14 protein-coding genes are annotated in these 15,645 nt (G+C 60.8%); 13 read left to right on the top strand and 1 reads right to left on the bottom strand.

Going from position 1 to position 15,645, the window contains the following annotated elements; translation table 11 throughout:
- The first annotated feature begins 170 nt into the window (after positions 1 to 170).
- The 6 genes from ALP40_RS12810 to ALP40_RS12785 all read left to right on the top strand — a co-directional run bounded on the left by ALP40_RS12810 (position 171) and on the right by ALP40_RS12785 (position 7,143).
- Positions 171 to 3,026, top strand: a complete 2,856-nt coding sequence (locus ALP40_RS12810) for a DUF2339 domain-containing protein (protein ID WP_122208635.1) — start codon at positions 171 to 173, stop codon at positions 3,024 to 3,026.
- Between the two features lie 26 nt (positions 3,027 to 3,052).
- Positions 3,053 to 4,402: a DUF3999 domain-containing protein gene (locus tag ALP40_RS12805; RefSeq protein WP_183136038.1), complete on the top strand. Its 1,350-nt coding sequence runs from the start codon at positions 3,053 to 3,055 to the stop codon at positions 4,400 to 4,402.
- A 145-nt stretch (positions 4,403 to 4,547) separates the two neighbouring features.
- On the top strand, positions 4,548 to 5,558 hold the full coding sequence (locus tag ALP40_RS12800; protein WP_122208633.1) for a class 1 fructose-bisphosphatase: 1,011 nt from the start codon (positions 4,548 to 4,550) through the stop codon (positions 5,556 to 5,558).
- Positions 5,559 to 5,571: 13 nt separating this feature from the next.
- On the top strand, positions 5,572 to 6,174 hold the full coding sequence (locus ALP40_RS12795) for a DUF924 family protein (RefSeq protein WP_122208632.1): 603 nt from the start codon (positions 5,572 to 5,574) through the stop codon (positions 6,172 to 6,174).
- A 133-nt stretch (positions 6,175 to 6,307) separates the two neighbouring features.
- Positions 6,308 to 6,562, top strand: a complete 255-nt coding sequence (gene bamE, locus ALP40_RS12790; protein ID WP_122208631.1) for an outer membrane protein assembly factor BamE — start codon at positions 6,308 to 6,310, stop codon at positions 6,560 to 6,562.
- Between the two features lie 2 nt (positions 6,563 to 6,564).
- Positions 6,565 to 7,143, top strand: coding sequence for a lipocalin family protein (locus ALP40_RS12785; RefSeq protein WP_122208630.1), 579 nt, complete (start codon positions 6,565 to 6,567; stop codon positions 7,141 to 7,143).
- 279 nt (positions 7,144 to 7,422) lie between these two features.
- Here ALP40_RS12785 and ALP40_RS12780 read toward each other — a convergent pair whose 3' ends face one another.
- Positions 7,423 to 8,790, bottom strand: a complete 1,368-nt coding sequence (locus ALP40_RS12780) for a formimidoylglutamate deiminase (RefSeq protein WP_122208629.1) — start codon at positions 8,788 to 8,790, stop codon at positions 7,423 to 7,425.
- 179 nt (positions 8,791 to 8,969) lie between these two features.
- On the opposite strand from ALP40_RS12780, the gene hutC reads away from it, so the two are divergent.
- From hutC to hutU, 7 genes are all read left to right on the top strand, one after another.
- A complete protein-coding gene (hutC, locus tag ALP40_RS12775; RefSeq protein WP_181115126.1) occupies positions 8,970 to 9,680 on the top strand; it encodes a histidine utilization repressor in 711 nt (236 codons plus the stop codon).
- On the top strand, positions 9,677 to 10,294 hold the full coding sequence (locus ALP40_RS12770) for a HutD family protein (protein ID WP_122208627.1): 618 nt from the start codon (positions 9,677 to 9,679) through the stop codon (positions 10,292 to 10,294). The genes hutC and ALP40_RS12770 overlap by 4 nt, the downstream gene beginning before the upstream one ends.
- A 27-nt stretch (positions 10,295 to 10,321) precedes the next feature.
- Positions 10,322 to 11,497: a Na+/H+ antiporter NhaA gene (gene nhaA / locus ALP40_RS12765; RefSeq protein ID WP_122208626.1), complete on the top strand. Its 1,176-nt coding sequence runs from the start codon at positions 10,322 to 10,324 to the stop codon at positions 11,495 to 11,497.
- Between the two features lie 105 nt (positions 11,498 to 11,602).
- Positions 11,603 to 12,136, top strand: coding sequence for a DUF3455 domain-containing protein (locus ALP40_RS12760; protein ID WP_122208625.1), 534 nt, complete (start codon positions 11,603 to 11,605; stop codon positions 12,134 to 12,136).
- Between the two features lie 100 nt (positions 12,137 to 12,236).
- A complete protein-coding gene (locus ALP40_RS12755) occupies positions 12,237 to 12,803 on the top strand; it encodes a sigma-70 family RNA polymerase sigma factor (RefSeq protein WP_122208624.1) in 567 nt (188 codons plus the stop codon).
- Positions 12,800 to 13,504, top strand: coding sequence for an anti-sigma factor domain-containing protein (locus ALP40_RS12750; protein ID WP_122208623.1), 705 nt, complete (start codon positions 12,800 to 12,802; stop codon positions 13,502 to 13,504). Before ALP40_RS12755 ends, ALP40_RS12750 begins: the two co-directional genes overlap by 4 nt.
- A gap of 446 nt (positions 13,505 to 13,950) precedes the next feature.
- Positions 13,951 to 15,627, top strand: coding sequence for a urocanate hydratase (gene hutU, locus ALP40_RS12745; protein ID WP_183136037.1), 1,677 nt, complete (start codon positions 13,951 to 13,953; stop codon positions 15,625 to 15,627).
- Positions 15,628 to 15,645: the final 18 nt, after the last annotated feature.

Genomic DNA, 15,645 nt, shown 5'->3' with positions numbered 1-15,645 from the left:
CGAGCTGAAACAGGTTCTCAATCCGTGGGAGTGGACTTGTCCACGAAGGCTGATTTTCAGGCGCCACATTGCGACTGAATATAACGCTCCACGTCAGGAGCGCGCTCACCCCCTCCCTCCCCTATACTGCGCACCGATAAACCTTCACACATCGAAAAGGATGTCGTCGCGTGCTTTGGATTTGCCTGGTGGTGGGCGGTGCAGTGCTGGGGTACTCGTTGAGTTACGACGAGTGGGAAGGCTTGTTAATCGGGGCCGTGATGGGCTGGGGACTGGGCGCAGGCATGCGCTTGTACCTGCTCGACAAACGCTCGGCAGAGCAATCTCTGGAACTGCTCGCCACCCGCAAAACCATCGAATCCCTCCAACAGCGCCTGACACTTCTCGAATACCCGCCCGAACCTCGCGAACGACCTGCACCTGAACCACAACACGCAGCGCCGTTGCCAGCCGACTCGCTCGTCATCCCCGCTCAAACCACAGGCCCAGAGCTGATCTGGGACCTGCCTGTCGCTGAAGAACCTGCGGCACCGACAGCTGAACCTGTCGTCGCGGCTTCTGCGTGGCAAACACCGGCAACACCTGCCACACCCAACTTCTTCGAAAAGACCCTGTCCGGCGCCATGAGCTGGTTGATGGGCGGCAATACGGTTTTGCGCGTCGGCGTGGTGGTGCTGTTTCTGGGGCTGGCCTTTCTGCTGCGTTACGCGACCGAAGGCATCGTCGTGCCGGTCGAGGCGCGCTATGCAGGCGTCGCCGCCAGTGCGCTGGCCCTGCTCGGGCTCGGCTGGTGGCTGCGCCTTCGCAACGCACCTTACGCCTTGATGCTGCAAGGCGCGGGCATCGGCGTGTTGTACCTGACCGTGTTCGCCGCGATGAAACTGCATGCGCTGCTGGACCCGACCCTGGGGTTCGCCCTGCTGGTGGCGATCACCGCATTCTCGGCGGTGCTCGCCTTGACCCAGAACGCCTTGGCACTGGCGTGTGCAGGCGCACTGGGCGGATTTGCCGCGCCGATTCTGGCGTCCACCGGGCAAGGCAGCCATGTGTCGCTGTTCGGCTATTTTGCCCTGCTCAACGCAGGTATCTTCGCCATCGCCTGGTTCCGGGCTTGGCGCATCCTCAACCTGATCGGCTTTTTCGGCACGTTCGGCATTGGCTTCGCCTGGGGCATCAGGGCTTACACACCAGAGCTGTTCTGGAGCACCGAACCGTTTCTGATCCTGTTCTTCCTGATGTACCTGGCCATCGGCCTGCTGTTCGCCCGGCGCAAACTGCAGGAGGAGAAAGAAGGACCACAGGATGATAACCGTCACGCCCTGCTGCGCTGGTCTGCGCGGCAAGGCGATTATGTCGACGGCACCTTGCTGTTTGGTACGCCCATCGCGGGGTTTGGTCTGCAATATGCGCTGGTCGACCACCTCGAACTGGGCGCTGCGTTCAGCGCGCTGGTGCTGGGCCTGATCTACATGGGGCTGGCACGAGTGATCGCATCGCGTGGCTCGGAACGGACCACGCTGTTGATAGAAACCTGCCTGGCACTGGGCGTGGTCTTCGCGACACTGGCGATCCCGCTGGGGCTCGGCTCGCAATGGACAACCTGCGCCTGGGCAGTGGAAGGCGCGGCCATCTTCTGGCTCGGCATGCGCCAGCATCGGGTCCTGGCACGGGTGTTCGGCCTCTTTCTGCAATTGGCGGCAGGCGGGATCTTGCTGAGCCACCTCGATCTGTACGACGCCTGGTCGCCACTCAACAGCGACTACTGGACACCGATGGTGCTGGCGATTGCAGCCTTTGTCAGCGCATGGTGCATTCATCGCTATCAGGTGCTGACGCTGGTGGATCAGAAACTGGCCAGGGCGTTGTTGATGATCTGGGCCGCTACGTGGTGGGCATTTTCTCTGTTCAGCGCCGTCCAGTTGTTCGTGCCCGTCTCGCTGCACACCAACGCGCTGCTGATTGCGACTGCTGCCAGCGTCGCCCTCTGGACGGTGCTGACACTGAGGCTGCGCTGGTCCGACCTGGCCATCCTGTGTGCTTCACTGACGCCGGTCTGCGGGTTTTTGCTGCTGGACTCGCTGGGCAATCAGTACCACCCGGCGCAGGACGGCGGCTGGGTCGCCTGGCTCGCCGTGTTCACCGTGCATCTGCTTTCAATTCGCCGCTTGGACGTGACACTGCCAGCCTTGGCAGCACGCGTGGCGCATGTCGTCGGGTGCTGGCTGATCATCGCGGTGTTGGCACTGGAACTGCGCTTTGGCCTGATGCAGCTTTCCGAGCACTACAACGCGTGGCGCTGGCTCGGCTGGGCCATCGTGCCGAGCCTGTACCTGTGGGCGATGACCTCAAGCCGTCAATGGCCGTGGCCGGTGTCGGCGCACCCTGACGTCTACCGGATCAATGCCGCTGCACCGCTGGTGGTGCTGATGCTGGCGTGGTTCTGGCTGGCGAACTTTTTCAGCGATGGTTCGGCCGACCCGTTGCCGTACATCCCGCTGCTCAACCCACTGGAAATCGGTCTGCTGTTCTCGCTGGCAGGCGTGTTCCTGTGGATGCGTGACTACTTGCCGAAGCTGGGTCTGAGTAACGTACACACGCGCAATACGCCGTTGTTGATAGCGGGCGCATCCCTGTTTGCACTGGTCACGGCGATGGTCATGCGCACCGCCCATCACTGGGCCGATGTACCGTGGAACACCGAAGATCTGCTCGAATCCATGCGTGTACAGGCAGGGCTGTCCATCGTCTGGACGCTGATGGCGCTGGCACTGATGATTGGCGGCCACCTGCGTGGCAACCGACAGGTCTGGCTGGGTGGCGCGGCGCTGATCGGCGTCGTGGTGATCAAGCTGTTCTTCATCGAACTGAGCAATCGCGGTGGCATGGAACGCATCGTGTCGTTCATAGGTGTTGGCATTCTGCTACTGGTGGTGGGATATTTCGCACCATTGCCGCCAAAACTTCCCGCAAGCAAAACGGACAAGGAACCCGGCACGGCTCCAGCCGCTGAGCCGACCAGCCCATGAGGAAACTGTTCTTGAGTCGCTTACCCCTGAAAATCGCTGTGCTCGGACTGACCCTGTGCACAGCGATGGCCGCCCATGCTCAAGACAAACCGGCCGACTTCGCCAGCCAGACACCGTTAACCCTGAGCGGCGACGGCCCGTGGTATCGCATCGAATTGCCGCTTTCCGTCCAGTTGAACGCACGACAAGCCGACCTCAGCGATGTGCGCGTCTTCAATAACGAAGGCCAGCCGCAGGCCTATGCACTCAATCAGAAGCAGGCAGCCGACGAGCAGGAACCCACGCCGATTCCAGTGAAATGGTTCGCGCTCTACAGCACCCAGGAAGCGGGCGACGCGGCACCGGTCATCCGCATCGAACGCTCCAGCAACGGCACGGTGATCGAAGTCCAGCCACAAAGCGATATCGAAGCCGGTGAAGAAGTGCTGCGCGGCTGGCTGCTGGACACCAGTGCGATCAAGGCACCGCTTGAACAACTGATCATCGACTGGAACGCCGAGCGTGAGGGCTTCCAGAGTTTCAGCATCGAGGCCAGCGACGACCTCCAGCACTGGCGCAACTGGGGCGACGGGCAGGTCGCACGCCTGTCGTTCGCCGACGAAGTGGTCGATCAGCGCGAGGTCGGCCTTCCCGGCCAGACCGCCCGCTACCTGCGCCTGCTGTGGCACTCACCGCACAGCGCACCGACCCTGATGTCTGCCCATCTGTTTGCCGCCGACAGCGAAACCCCTGCTCCACCGCTGACCTGGTCACCGCCGGTCGCGGGCAAGGTCGAAACGGCAAATGAATATGTCTGGGAGTTGCCTGCCGGCTTGCCCGTCGAGCGCGTGAAAGTCGACATCGCTCAGCCCAACAGCCTGGCACCCGGTACGCTTTACGGGCGCAGCGACGCAAAACAGCCGTGGCAACCAGTCAGCAGCGGGCTGCTTTACCGCCTGACTCAGAATGGCGGTGAGATGGTGCAGGATCAATTGCAGCTGTCCGGACGAGTTTTTCAGCAGCTCAAACTGGTGGTCGATGACCGTGGCGGCGGCCTGGGTGCCGAAGCGCCGACCCTGAGCGTTGCGGTCCGGGCGAGCGAAGTGGTGTTTCTGGCACGCGGCAACGGGCCGTTCACGCTGGCCGTGGGCAACAGCACCGCCAAGGCCGCCAACCTCTCGCTGGCGACGTTGATTCCTGACTTTACCCCACAGAAACTGGCCTCACTCGGCACGGCAAAACCCACCACCGCAACCGTCGCCAACATGGCCGCGCCACTGCCAGCGGTGCAGGAAAGCCTCGACTTCAAGCGCCTCGGGCTTTGGGCGGTGTTGTTGCTGGGCGTGCTGTTTCTGGGCTGGATGGCGTTCAGCACATTGCGCGCGTCGAAACGCTGAAAGCACCGTCCTGTCCTGCCGGTTTGCAGCTACGCTGATCCGGCATCTGAACTGAAACAGTCATAAGCCAGTCTGATAGCAGTATTACGTCGCCACTCGCGTTAAACTGCGCGGGTTTTCATACCCCCTATTTTCGGAGCTATCCATGTCCCGCGTTACACTAAGTCGCTACTTGATTGAGCAGACCCGCAGCAACAACACCCCTGCCGATCTGCGCTTCCTGATCGAAGTAGTGGCGCGAGCATGCAAGGAAATCAGCCACGCCGTCTCCAAGGGCGCGCTGGGCGGCGTACTCGGCAGCATGGGCACCGAGAACGTGCAGGGCGAAGTACAGAAGAAGCTCGACGTAATCTCCAACGAAATTCTGCTTGAAGCCAACGAGTGGGGCGGTCACCTGGCGGGCATGGCGTCCGAAGAAATGGACAACGCCTACCAGATCCCTGGCAAATACCCGAAAGGCGCCTACCTGCTGGTGTTCGACCCACTGGACGGCTCGTCCAACATCGACATCAACGCCCCGGTTGGCACCATCTTCTCGGTTCTGCGTTGCCCTAACCAGTACCTGAGCCAGAACGAAGCCCTGAACGAAAAGGCTTTCCTGCAGCCAGGCACCGAGCAGGTTGCTGCCGGTTACGCGATCTACGGTCCTCAAACCATGCTGATCCTGACCCTGGGCGACGGCGTCAAAGGCTTCACGCTGGACCGCGAAATGGGCAGCTTCGTGCTGACCCACGAAGACATCACCATTCCTGAAACCACTCAGGAATTCGCCGTCAACATGTCCAACCAGCGTCACTGGGAAGCCCCGGTACAGCGTTACGTGGATGAGTTGCTGCAAGGCGAAGAAGGCCCGTTGAAAAAGAACTACAACATGCGCTGGGTCGCGGCGATGGTTGCCGACGTACACCGCATCCTGACCCGTGGCGGCCTGTTCATGTACCCGCGCGACAGCCGTGAGCCGTCCAAGCCGGGCAAACTGCGTCTGATGTACGAAGCCAACCCGATGTCGTTCCTGGTTGAACAGGCCGGTGGCGCTTCCACTGACGGCCACCAGCGCATCCTCGACATTCAGCCTGAAGGCCTGCACCAGCGTGTCGCGGTGTTCCTGGGCTCGAAGCAGGAAGTCGAGCGCGCCACCGCTTACCACAAAGAGTAAGAGCATAAGACCGATGCGTACGCCCTGGCTGCCGCTGCTCGATTGGTGGTTCGGTTCTGCCGAATCGCCTGCTGAAGGGGTGAAAGCCAGGAACACGCTCTGGTTTGGCAAGAAGAAAGCCAATGACACCGAAGCACACGAGCGTTTCGGTGATCAGGTCGACAAGGCCTTGGCGGGTGAGCTGGCCGAATGGGCGGAAGACCCAAAAGGCTGGCTGGCGTTGATTCTGCTGCTCGATCAACTGCCGCGCATGATCTACCGCGAAACGCCCAAAGCCTATGCTGGCGACCAGCGTGCCCAAATGCTGGTCAAGCATGGGCTCAAGCTGGAGCGGGATCAGCACCTGGATCCTTTGCAACGCACCTTCATCTATCTGGTGCTGGAGCACAGCGAAGACCTCGCTGACCAGGACCGTGCCATCACCTGTTTTTCCCGCCTGCTTGCCCTGCTACCCACCACAGACCGCGACTATTTCAGGCGCAGTCTGGACTATGCCGAACGTCATCAGGTGATCATTGCCCGCTTCGGCCGCTTTCCTCACCGCAATGCGATCCTGGGCAGAGCATCGACCGATGAAGAAATAGAATTTCTCAAGAAACCCGGCTCAAGCTTCTGATCAGTCAGATAAATCCTTTCGCCTGCCGGGAACCAGATCGGCTTTTTCTCTTCTAAGCTTTCGGTATTGCGCCAGCGTCAGGCTGCATCAGCCACGTTGCGACGCGACCCCCTTCCGTTCAGGAGCTACATCCATGTCCTTGCGCTATGTCGCGTTACTGTCGTTTTGCGTTTTTCTGGCTGCGTGCAGCAAAGTCACTCAGGAAAACTACGCCAAGATCTCTGCTGGCATGCCCAAGGCTCAAGTCGAGTCGCTGCTGGGCAGCCCGACCGAGTGCTCCGGTGCGCTAGGCATGTCCAGCTGCACATGGGGTGATCAGAACACCTTCATCAGCGTGCAGTACGCAGCCGACAAGGTGGTGCTGTTTTCGGGCCAGGGCCTTAAATAAAGATGATCAAGGTACTCGTACGTTTCGGCATCTTCGTGATGGCCAGTTTCCTGGCCATCGGCTTTGCGCACTCGGCTGACAACCTTGAGCCGAGGACGGTCGACAGCGTCGATCTCAAGCAGTATCAGGGCACCTGGTATGAGTTGGCGCGGTTGCCGATGTTCTTCCAGCGCAAATGCGTGCAGTCCGAAGCGCTCTACGCGCTCAAGGACGACGGCAATATGGCGGTGACCAACCGCTGCCGTACGATCGAAGGTGAGTGGCAAGAAGCCAAGGGTACCGCCTCGCCGCAAGTGCCAGGCAAGACCGACAAGCTGTGGGTCGTGTTCGACAACTGGTTCTCGCGCCTGCTGCCAGGCGTTGCCAAGGGCGATTACTGGGTACTGGACATCGGTGCAGGCTACAAAACAGCTATCGTCGGCAACCCTGACCGCAAATACCTCTGGCTGCTGTCGCGCACGCCGAACGTGTCCGAGTCCGTCAAGCAGGAGATGCTCAGCAAGGCCCGCCAGCAGGGCTACGATACCTCCCGCCTGATCTGGCGCGAAGATGATTCGAAGATCGGCAAGGGCGAGAAGTAATACCGAAACGACCGGTCCGATCCCACAGCCTGCTGAGACGCTGAAGTTTGCTTCTGCCCGAAGGGCGTGGGAGGTTACGACGGCTGAGATGGGCTGCGCAGCGGCCCCTGTGCATCTGATCCAATGCATGTACTGGTTTTGCCGCCGGTTCCCGGCAGATCGCAGACAAACGGAACACCGCCCGGTCCGCTCCTACGTTCTGGATCGCCCAATAAAGGTCAGCATCGTGGTAGCGCCTGGACCACACCACAGGCCAACGCTGAGCGATTACTCGATCAATCAGGTATCCAGCAAGGCCTTCAACACCTGTGCAAACTCGCGACCGCTCTGCTCTTGCGCGGCATGTCGCCCATCCTGTATCACCCAACGCCCGCCTACTGCGACATCGCGGATCTGCCGGTCACTGCCTGCGAACAGCCAGCGATTGAGGATGGCATCGCCCGATGCCGTGGCGATGTAGGGATCGTTGCCGTCCAGCACCAGCCAGTCGGCGCGCCTGCCCACTTCCAGAGCGCCAATGTCCTGGCCCAACGCCTGCGCGCCGCCCGCGAGCGCTGCATCCGTTAAAGTGCGGCCCACCATCGGCTGATCATTGCGATGCAAGCGGTTGCGGCGCTGGTCACGCAGGCGCTGGCCATACTCCAGCCAACGCAACTCTTCGACCACACTGAGTGACACATGGCTGTCGGAACCGATACCCCAGCGACCGCCCTGAGCCAGGTAATCCACGGCCGGGAAAATGCCGTCGCCCAGATTCGCCTCAGTGGTCAGGCACAGTCCGGCGACCGCACCGCTGTTTGCCATGAGCGTCACTTCGTCAGGCTCGGCGTGGGTGGCATGCACCAGGCACCAGCGGTTATCCACAGGCGTGTTTTCATACAGCCACTGCAACGGCCGCCGACCGCTCCAACTCAGGCAGTCGTCGACTTCCTTCTGCTGCTCGGCAATGTGAATATGCACCGGACAATTCGGGTCGCTGGCGGCCAGTACGGCGCTCATCTGTTCAGGCGTCACGGCGCGTAACGAGTGAAAGCACAGGCCCAGTCGCTGGGCAGCTTGGCCCGCAACAACCGGCTGCAAACGCGCCTGCAGATCCAGATAACTGTCGGTGCTGTGGATAAACCGCCGCTGCCCCTCGTTGGGGGCCTGCCCGCCAAAGCCTGAATGGCTGTAGAGCACCGGCAAAAGCGTCAGGCCGATGCCGACCGAACTTGCCGCCTGGCTAATCTGCACCGCCAACTCGGCGGGGTCGGCATAAGGCTTGCCGGTGACGTCCTGATGCACGTAATGAAATTCAGCGACCGAGGTGTAGCCGCCCTTGAGCATTTCTATGTACAGCTGTCGGGCAATGACTCCCAGTTGCTGCGGGCTGATGCGCCCGACCAGCCGATACATGAGGTCGCGCCAAGTCCAGAAGCTATCATTGGGGTTGCCCGCGACTTCTGCCAGGCCCGCCATTGCACGCTGAAACGCGTGGGAATGCAGGTTCGGCATGCCTGGCAGCAGCGGACCTTTGACGACTTCAGCACCCTGCCGATCCGCGCTGACCTGAATATGCGTGAGCATTCCTTCAGGGCTGACTTCCAGACGTACATCGTTGGCCCAGCCGTCAGGCAGCAGCGCACGCTCGGCAAAGAAGGCTGACATTGACTTCGCACCTCATCACTGTAATTTGTATATACATATACAGACGTTTAGCCAGCCGGTAAACCTTCGGCAAACTTGCCGTGCCACCGCTTAATGGTTAGCTTGAGCGCCTGAATCATCTCGACAACAAGGACTCACACGTGCCGACGCCGCCCGCCTCTTCCTCACTGGCAGCCCAGATGGGCGAAAGTCCCGCACCCTTGTACGCCCGCGTCAAACACATGATCGCTCTGCAGATTCAGAACGGCACCTGGCCGCCGCACCATCGCGTGCCGTCGGAAAGCGAATTGGTCACCCAGTTGGGTTTCAGCCGCATGACCATCAACCGCGCACTGCGCGAAATGACCGCCGAAGGTCTGCTGGTGCGCATGCAGGGTGTCGGTACATTCGTGGCCGAGCCCAAGAGTCAGTCGGCGCTGTTCGAAGTCCACAATATCGCTGACGAGATCGCCGCACGAGGCCACCGCCATTCCTGCAAGGTCATCGTCCTTAAAGAAGAGGCCGCAGGATCGGAACGGGCCTTGGCGCTGGACATGCGCGAAGGCCAGCGGGTATTCCATTCGCTGATCGTGCATTACGAGAACGACATCGCTGTGCAGATCGAAGACCGATTCGTGAACGCGCTGGTGGCACCGGACTACCTCAAGCAGGACTTCACTCAACAGACGCCCTACGCTTACCTGTCGCAGGTCGCACCGCTGACCGAGGGCGAGCATGTGGTCGAAGCGATTCTGGCTGAAGCCGACGAATGCAAACTGTTGCAGATCGAAGCAGGCGAGCCTTGTTTGCTGATTCGGCGCCGCACCTGGTCGGGCCGTCAACCGGTGACCGCCGCACGCCTTATCCACCCCGGCTCCCGTCATCGTCTTGAAGGGCGCTTCACCAAATGACCCCTACCCGAATCCTGCGCGCCATCGATTATCCACGCATGCCGTGGAAGAACGGCGGTGGCAGCACTGAAGAAATCGCCCGCGACGCCGGTCAGGATCTGGACGGCTTCGGCTGGCGGCTCTCGATTGCCGACATTGAACACTCGGGCGGCTTTTCAGTGTTCGCCGGTTATCAACGCATCATCACCGTGCTGCAAGGCGCGGGCATGATGCTGTCGGTGGACGGCATCGCCAGCCGCCCGCTGCTGCCATCCGATCCCTTTGCGTTCAGCGGTGACAGTCACGTGGACTGCACCTTGCTCGACGGGCCGATCCGGGATTTCAATCTGATTTACGCGGCGCATCGGTACAGCGCACGCGTGCAGTGGATCGATGTGCGCCAGCCGCAACGGCTGTTCAGCTCGGCCGGCACCTTCGTGCTGTTCAGCATGGCCGAGCAGATTGCACTGAGCCTCAATGGCCAAGCTTGGGAAATTCTCGGCAAGCATGACTGCGCTCAAGTGGACAACACGGGCGGGCTCATGGAAGTCGAGCTGCAATCATCAGGTGCCAGCCGTTGCTGCCTGATTGAGCTGAACGCCATAGGCAATGACGGTATGCTGGGCGCCCCATAAACATCAGCTACTCGCTCAAGGACGACCATGACTCAATTCCCTCACAAGGAAACACCCCGAGCCGTCGCCATCCTCGCCAGTTTTCTCGCCTCCGAATCGGCGGGCGGCATTGTGTTGATGCTCGCAGCACTGGCCGCTCTGATCGTCGCCAACTCGCCACTCTCCGCTGATTATTTCTCGATTCTGCACAGTGTATGGCTGGGCCTTTCGGTCGAGCTGTGGATCAACGATGGCCTGATGGCGATCTTCTTCCTGATGGTCGGCCTGGAAATCAAACGCGAGGTGTTGGCCGGCGGGCTGGCCACATGGGGCCAGCGTGCCCTGCCCGGTTTCGCCGCTGCGGGCGGAATGCTGGTGCCTGCGTTGATCTACATCGCCGTCAACTGGAGCAACCCGCAGACCTTGAGCGGCTGGGCCATTCCTGCCGCCACAGACATCGCCTTCGCGCTGGGTGTGCTGTCGCTGCTGGGCAACCGGGTGCCGACCTCGCTGAAGGTGTTTCTCGCCGCACTGGCCATTCTCGATGACCTGGGCGCCGTCACGATCATCGCGTTCTTCTACAGTTCGGGCTTGAATCTGCCGATGCTCGGAGCAGCGCTCGCCACACTGGCCGTGCTGATCGTCATGAACCGCCTCAATGTACGACGTCTATTGCCCTATCTGCTGCTGGGCGGTCTGCTGTGGTTCTTCGTGTTGCAATCGGGTGTTCACGCCACGCTCGCAGGCGTGGCATTAGCGTTGTGCATACCGATGGGCAAGCCTGAAGAGGAAGCGCGCTCGCCGCTGCTGTTTCTTGAAGAAAAAATGCATTACTGGGTCGCGTTTGCGGTGGTGCCGGTCTTCGGCTTCGCCAACGCAGGCGTTTCGCTGTCGGGGATTTCAATGGAAAACCTCGTCGATCCGGTGCCGCTCGGTGTGGCGCTGGGGCTGTTCGTCGGCAAGCAGATTGGTGTATTTCTCGCCGCCGTGCTGGCCATCCGTGCCGGGCTTGCGGTGTTGCCGGAAGGCAGTAACTGGGTGCAGTTGTATGGCGTGGCGATTCTGTGCGGCATCGGCTTCACCATGAGCCTGTTCATCGGCAACCTGGCCTTTCCGGGCCAGCAGCATCTGATCGACGAGGTGAAAGTCGGCGTGTTGATCGGTTCGGGACTTGCCGCCATCGTCGGGATCATCCTGTTGCGCAGCCGCCTGAGCAGGCCCTGAAAAAAAAGTTTCAAATCACTGCATCCAGATTGTTTTCTCGCGGGTAGTACATGCAGCAGCCACTTCGAGTTGCTGAGCGCGGTTAAACAATCTGGAGATTTCTGCATGAACGCAAAACGCTTGCTCTGCCTTGCAGGTAGTACCCTGGCTTTCACTTGCCTGTCGTCCGTCGCCCTGGCCCAGACCGATCTGCCTGAAAGCGTTCAGGTTCCGGCTGGCCACAAGATCAGCATGCAAACCACCGGGGTCGGCGAAATTACCTACGAGTGCCGCGCCAAAGCCAACATGCCTAACGAAATGGAATGGGCGTTCGTCGGTCCCAAGGCCGTGCTCAATGACAAGAGCGGCAAACAGGTCGGCACCTACTACGGCCCGCCTGCTACCTGGGAAGCCAAAGACGGTTCGAAAGTGACCGGCACTCAAGTCGCCGTGGCCCCGTCGAGCGCAGGCAACCTGCCGTACCAACTGGTCAAGGCCAACCCGGCTGAAGGCAAAGGTGCCATGAGCGGCGTTGCCTACATCCAGCGCACCGCCCTGAAAGGCGGCGTCGCCCCGGCCACCGCCTGCAACGCCAGCAACAAGGGCGCCAAGGAAGTGGTCAAGTACCAGGCTGACTATCTGTTCTGGGCAGCCAACTGATTACAGCCAGCCCATCGGGCACCGCGCAGTCAGTGAGCTATGCTGCTGCGCGGGTCCTCGTGATATCAACGAGGCAGTAGTCCACTGACGGCGGATCATCTTGTCCTCATACGAATCTCTCTTTGATTACGAAGGTACGTTGCACGCCTGTGCTCGCGGTGAGCGACAGGCCCTGCATCGTCTCTATGAACAGGAAAGCGCACGGCTGCTCGGTGTAGTCATGCGGCTGGTCCGCGACCGGGCACAGGCCGAAGACATCGTTCACGATGCCTTTCTGAAGATCTGGACGCGTGCGGCAAGCTTCGATGCTTCGCGCGGTTCGGCACGTGGCTGGATATTCAGCGTGGCCCGCCACCTGGCGCTCAACACCCTGCGCAACACGGCCCGGGAAGTTCGCGTTGAGGATGACGGCAGCGAAGATCATCATGAGCAGGCGACGCTGGAGGGGTGGCAGGAAACCGGTGATGCCTTCGATTGGCGGGTCAATCCGGGGCGCATCACGTCGTGCCTGGAACAGCTCGAACCGGTGCGACGCAACTGTGTATTTCACGCGTACGTAGACGGCTATTCGCATCAGGAAATCGCGCAGAAAATTGGCGCGCCATTGGGTACGGTCAAAGCCTGGATCAAGCGCAGCCTGACGGCTTTGCGGGAGTGCATGGGATGACCCGACCTTCGAACGACATGATTCACGAACTGGCAGGCGAGTACGTGCTCGGCACCCTGTCGGCTGAACAAAGGCTCGACGTCCAGCGTCGCCTGCCCCACGAACCTGATCTTCAGGCGGCAATTGACGCCTGGGAACAACGCCTGCTGCCGCTGACCGAGTTGGCGGAGCCCGTCAAACCATCCCCAGGACTCTGGGGGCGCATCGAACGCAACCTGATTGATCACATAGCACCCCAAACGCAGCCTGAGCAGCGTATGCGCTGGTGGGACAATCTGGCGATCTGGCGCGGCCTGGCAGGCGCAGGTCTTGCGGCCTCGCTGGTGCTGGGCATGACGCTGCTGACCCGCGCTCCGGCACCTCCCTCCTATCTGGTGGTGCTCGTCGGCCCACAGGACAAATCGCCCGGCTGGGTCGTGCAGGCCAGCAATCGACAGGAAATCCAGCTGATCCCGCTGGGGGCGTTCGAGGTCCCGACTGACAAGGCGCTGGAATTCTGGACCAAGGGCGACGACTGGCAAGGCCCGGTATCGCTTGGGCTGGTCAAGTCGGGACAAAGCCTGAACATCCCCCTCGACAAACTGCCGCCCCTGCAACCCAATCAGCTGTTTGAGCTGACGCTGGAGAAATCCACGGGTTCGCCCATCGGCAAACCAACCGGGCCGATTCAGTTCATTGGTCGAGCGGTGAAGGTGATTTGAGGCGTATAAGTAAAGCCTTGCGCTGATCGTTCCTCACGCTCTGCATGGGAATGTACCTAAGGACGCTCCGCGTGCCGGGTGGCATTACCACCCAGAGCGTGGAAACGATCCATCAACCCCAATCTGCACCAGCGTGTTACCCACCGCCCCAAAAACGCGCAAAAAACGTCTTAAGTAACAACCGAAGCCTACCGCCGCACCTTACTCGTCAACATCGCCTCGCCCTCCAGACACCTTCAATACAAGCCTTACCGCCAATTTTCGACGTGCTTTGACCGCGCTCTAAAAAAGTTGGTCTTCAGATTGCATATGCTTGTATGTACAAGTAGAGACAGGTTAATCACCTAAGCTTTACGACATTGCTTGAAGCGCCCCGCACGGGCTGGCTTGGACTGATCGCTGAGGATTTTTTTGTGACCGAGAAACTTGTGACCGAGAATCAAGACCTGAAGCAGGACTGGACCCGCCATCGTGAAGGCGAGGTACGTGCTGCACGTGGTACTCAATTGACGGCCAAGAGCTGGCTGACCGAAGCGCCGTTGCGCATGTTGATGAACAACCTGGACCCGGAAGTGGCCGAGAACCCCCATGAGCTGGTGGTGTACGGCGGCATCGGGCGGGCGGCGCGCAATTGGGAATGCTACGACAAGATCGTCGAGAGCCTCACCCACCTGAATGACGATGAAACGTTGTTGGTGCAATCCGGCAAGCCGGTCGGCGTATTCAAGACCCACAGCAATGCGCCGCGTGTACTGATCGCCAACTCCAACCTGGTGCCGCACTGGGCGAGCTGGGAACACTTCAACGAGCTGGATGCAAAGGGCCTGGCGATGTATGGCCAGATGACCGCTGGCAGCTGGATCTACATCGGCAGCCAGGGCATCGTGCAAGGCACTTACGAAACCTTCGTCGAAGCCGGTCGCCAGCATTACGATGGTAACCTCAAAGGCCGCTGGGTATTGACCGCAGGTCTGGGCGGCATGGGCGGCGCGCAACCCTTGGCAGCAACACTGGCCGGGGCCTGCTCGCTGAATATCGAATGCCAGCAGAGCCGCATCGATTTCCGCATCAAGACCCGCTATGTAGACGAACAGGCTGCCGATCTGGACGACGCACTGGCCCGCATCGCCCAATACACCACCGAAGGCAAGGCCATCTCCATCGCCCTGTGCGGCAATGCGGCCGACATCCTGCCGGAAATGGTCCGCCGGGGCGTGCGCCCGGACATGGTCACCGACCAGACCAGCGCCCACGACCCGCTCAACGGTTATTTGCCAAAAGGCTGGACCTGGGACGAATACCGCGCCCGTTCGGCCAGCGAGCCGGCCAATGTGGTCAAGGCCGCCAAGCAGTCGATGGCCGAACACGTCGAAGCCATGCTGGCCTTCCAAAAAGCCGGTATTCCGACCTTCGACTACGGCAACAACATCCGTCAGATGGCCAAGGAAGTCGGCGTCACCAACGCTTTCGATTTCCCCGGCTTCGTGCCGGCCTATATCCGCCCGCTGTTCTGCCGTGGCATCGGCCCGTTCCGCTGGGCAGCGCTATCGGGCGATCCGCAGGACATCTACAAGACCGACGCCAAGGTCAAGGAACTGATCCCGGACGACGCCCACCTGCACAACTGGCTGGACATGGCCCGCGAGCGCATCAGCTTTCAGGGTCTGCCCGCACGTATCTGCTGGGTGGGTTTGGGTCAGCGCGCCAAGCTGGGTCTGGCGTTCAATGAAATGGTGCGCAGTGGCGAGCTGTCGGCACCGGTCGTGATTGGTCGCGACCATCTGGACTCCGGTTCGGTCGCCAGCCCCAACCGCGAAACCGAAGCCATGCGCGACGGCTCCGATGCCGTCTCCGACTGGCCGTTGCTCAACGCCCTGCTCAACACCGCCAGCGGCGCGACCTGGGTGTCTTTGCACCACGGCGGCGGCGTCGGCATGGGCTTCTCGCAGCACTCCGGCATGGTGATCGTCTGCGACGGTACCGACGAAGCCGCTGCACGGATCGCCCGCGTGCTGCACAACGACCCGGCCACAGGCGTCATGCGCCACGCCGATGCGGGCTACGACATTGCCATCGACTGTGCCAAAGAGCAGGGCTTGAACCTGCCGATGATCGGACGTTAAGGGATCGGTCGGCCATCA

The sequence above is a fragment of the Pseudomonas viridiflava genome (assembly GCF_003702045.1).
Taxonomy (GTDB): domain Bacteria; phylum Pseudomonadota; class Gammaproteobacteria; order Pseudomonadales; family Pseudomonadaceae; genus Aquipseudomonas; species Aquipseudomonas viridiflava_C.
This window is presented reverse-complemented; position numbering and strand designations above follow the sequence as displayed.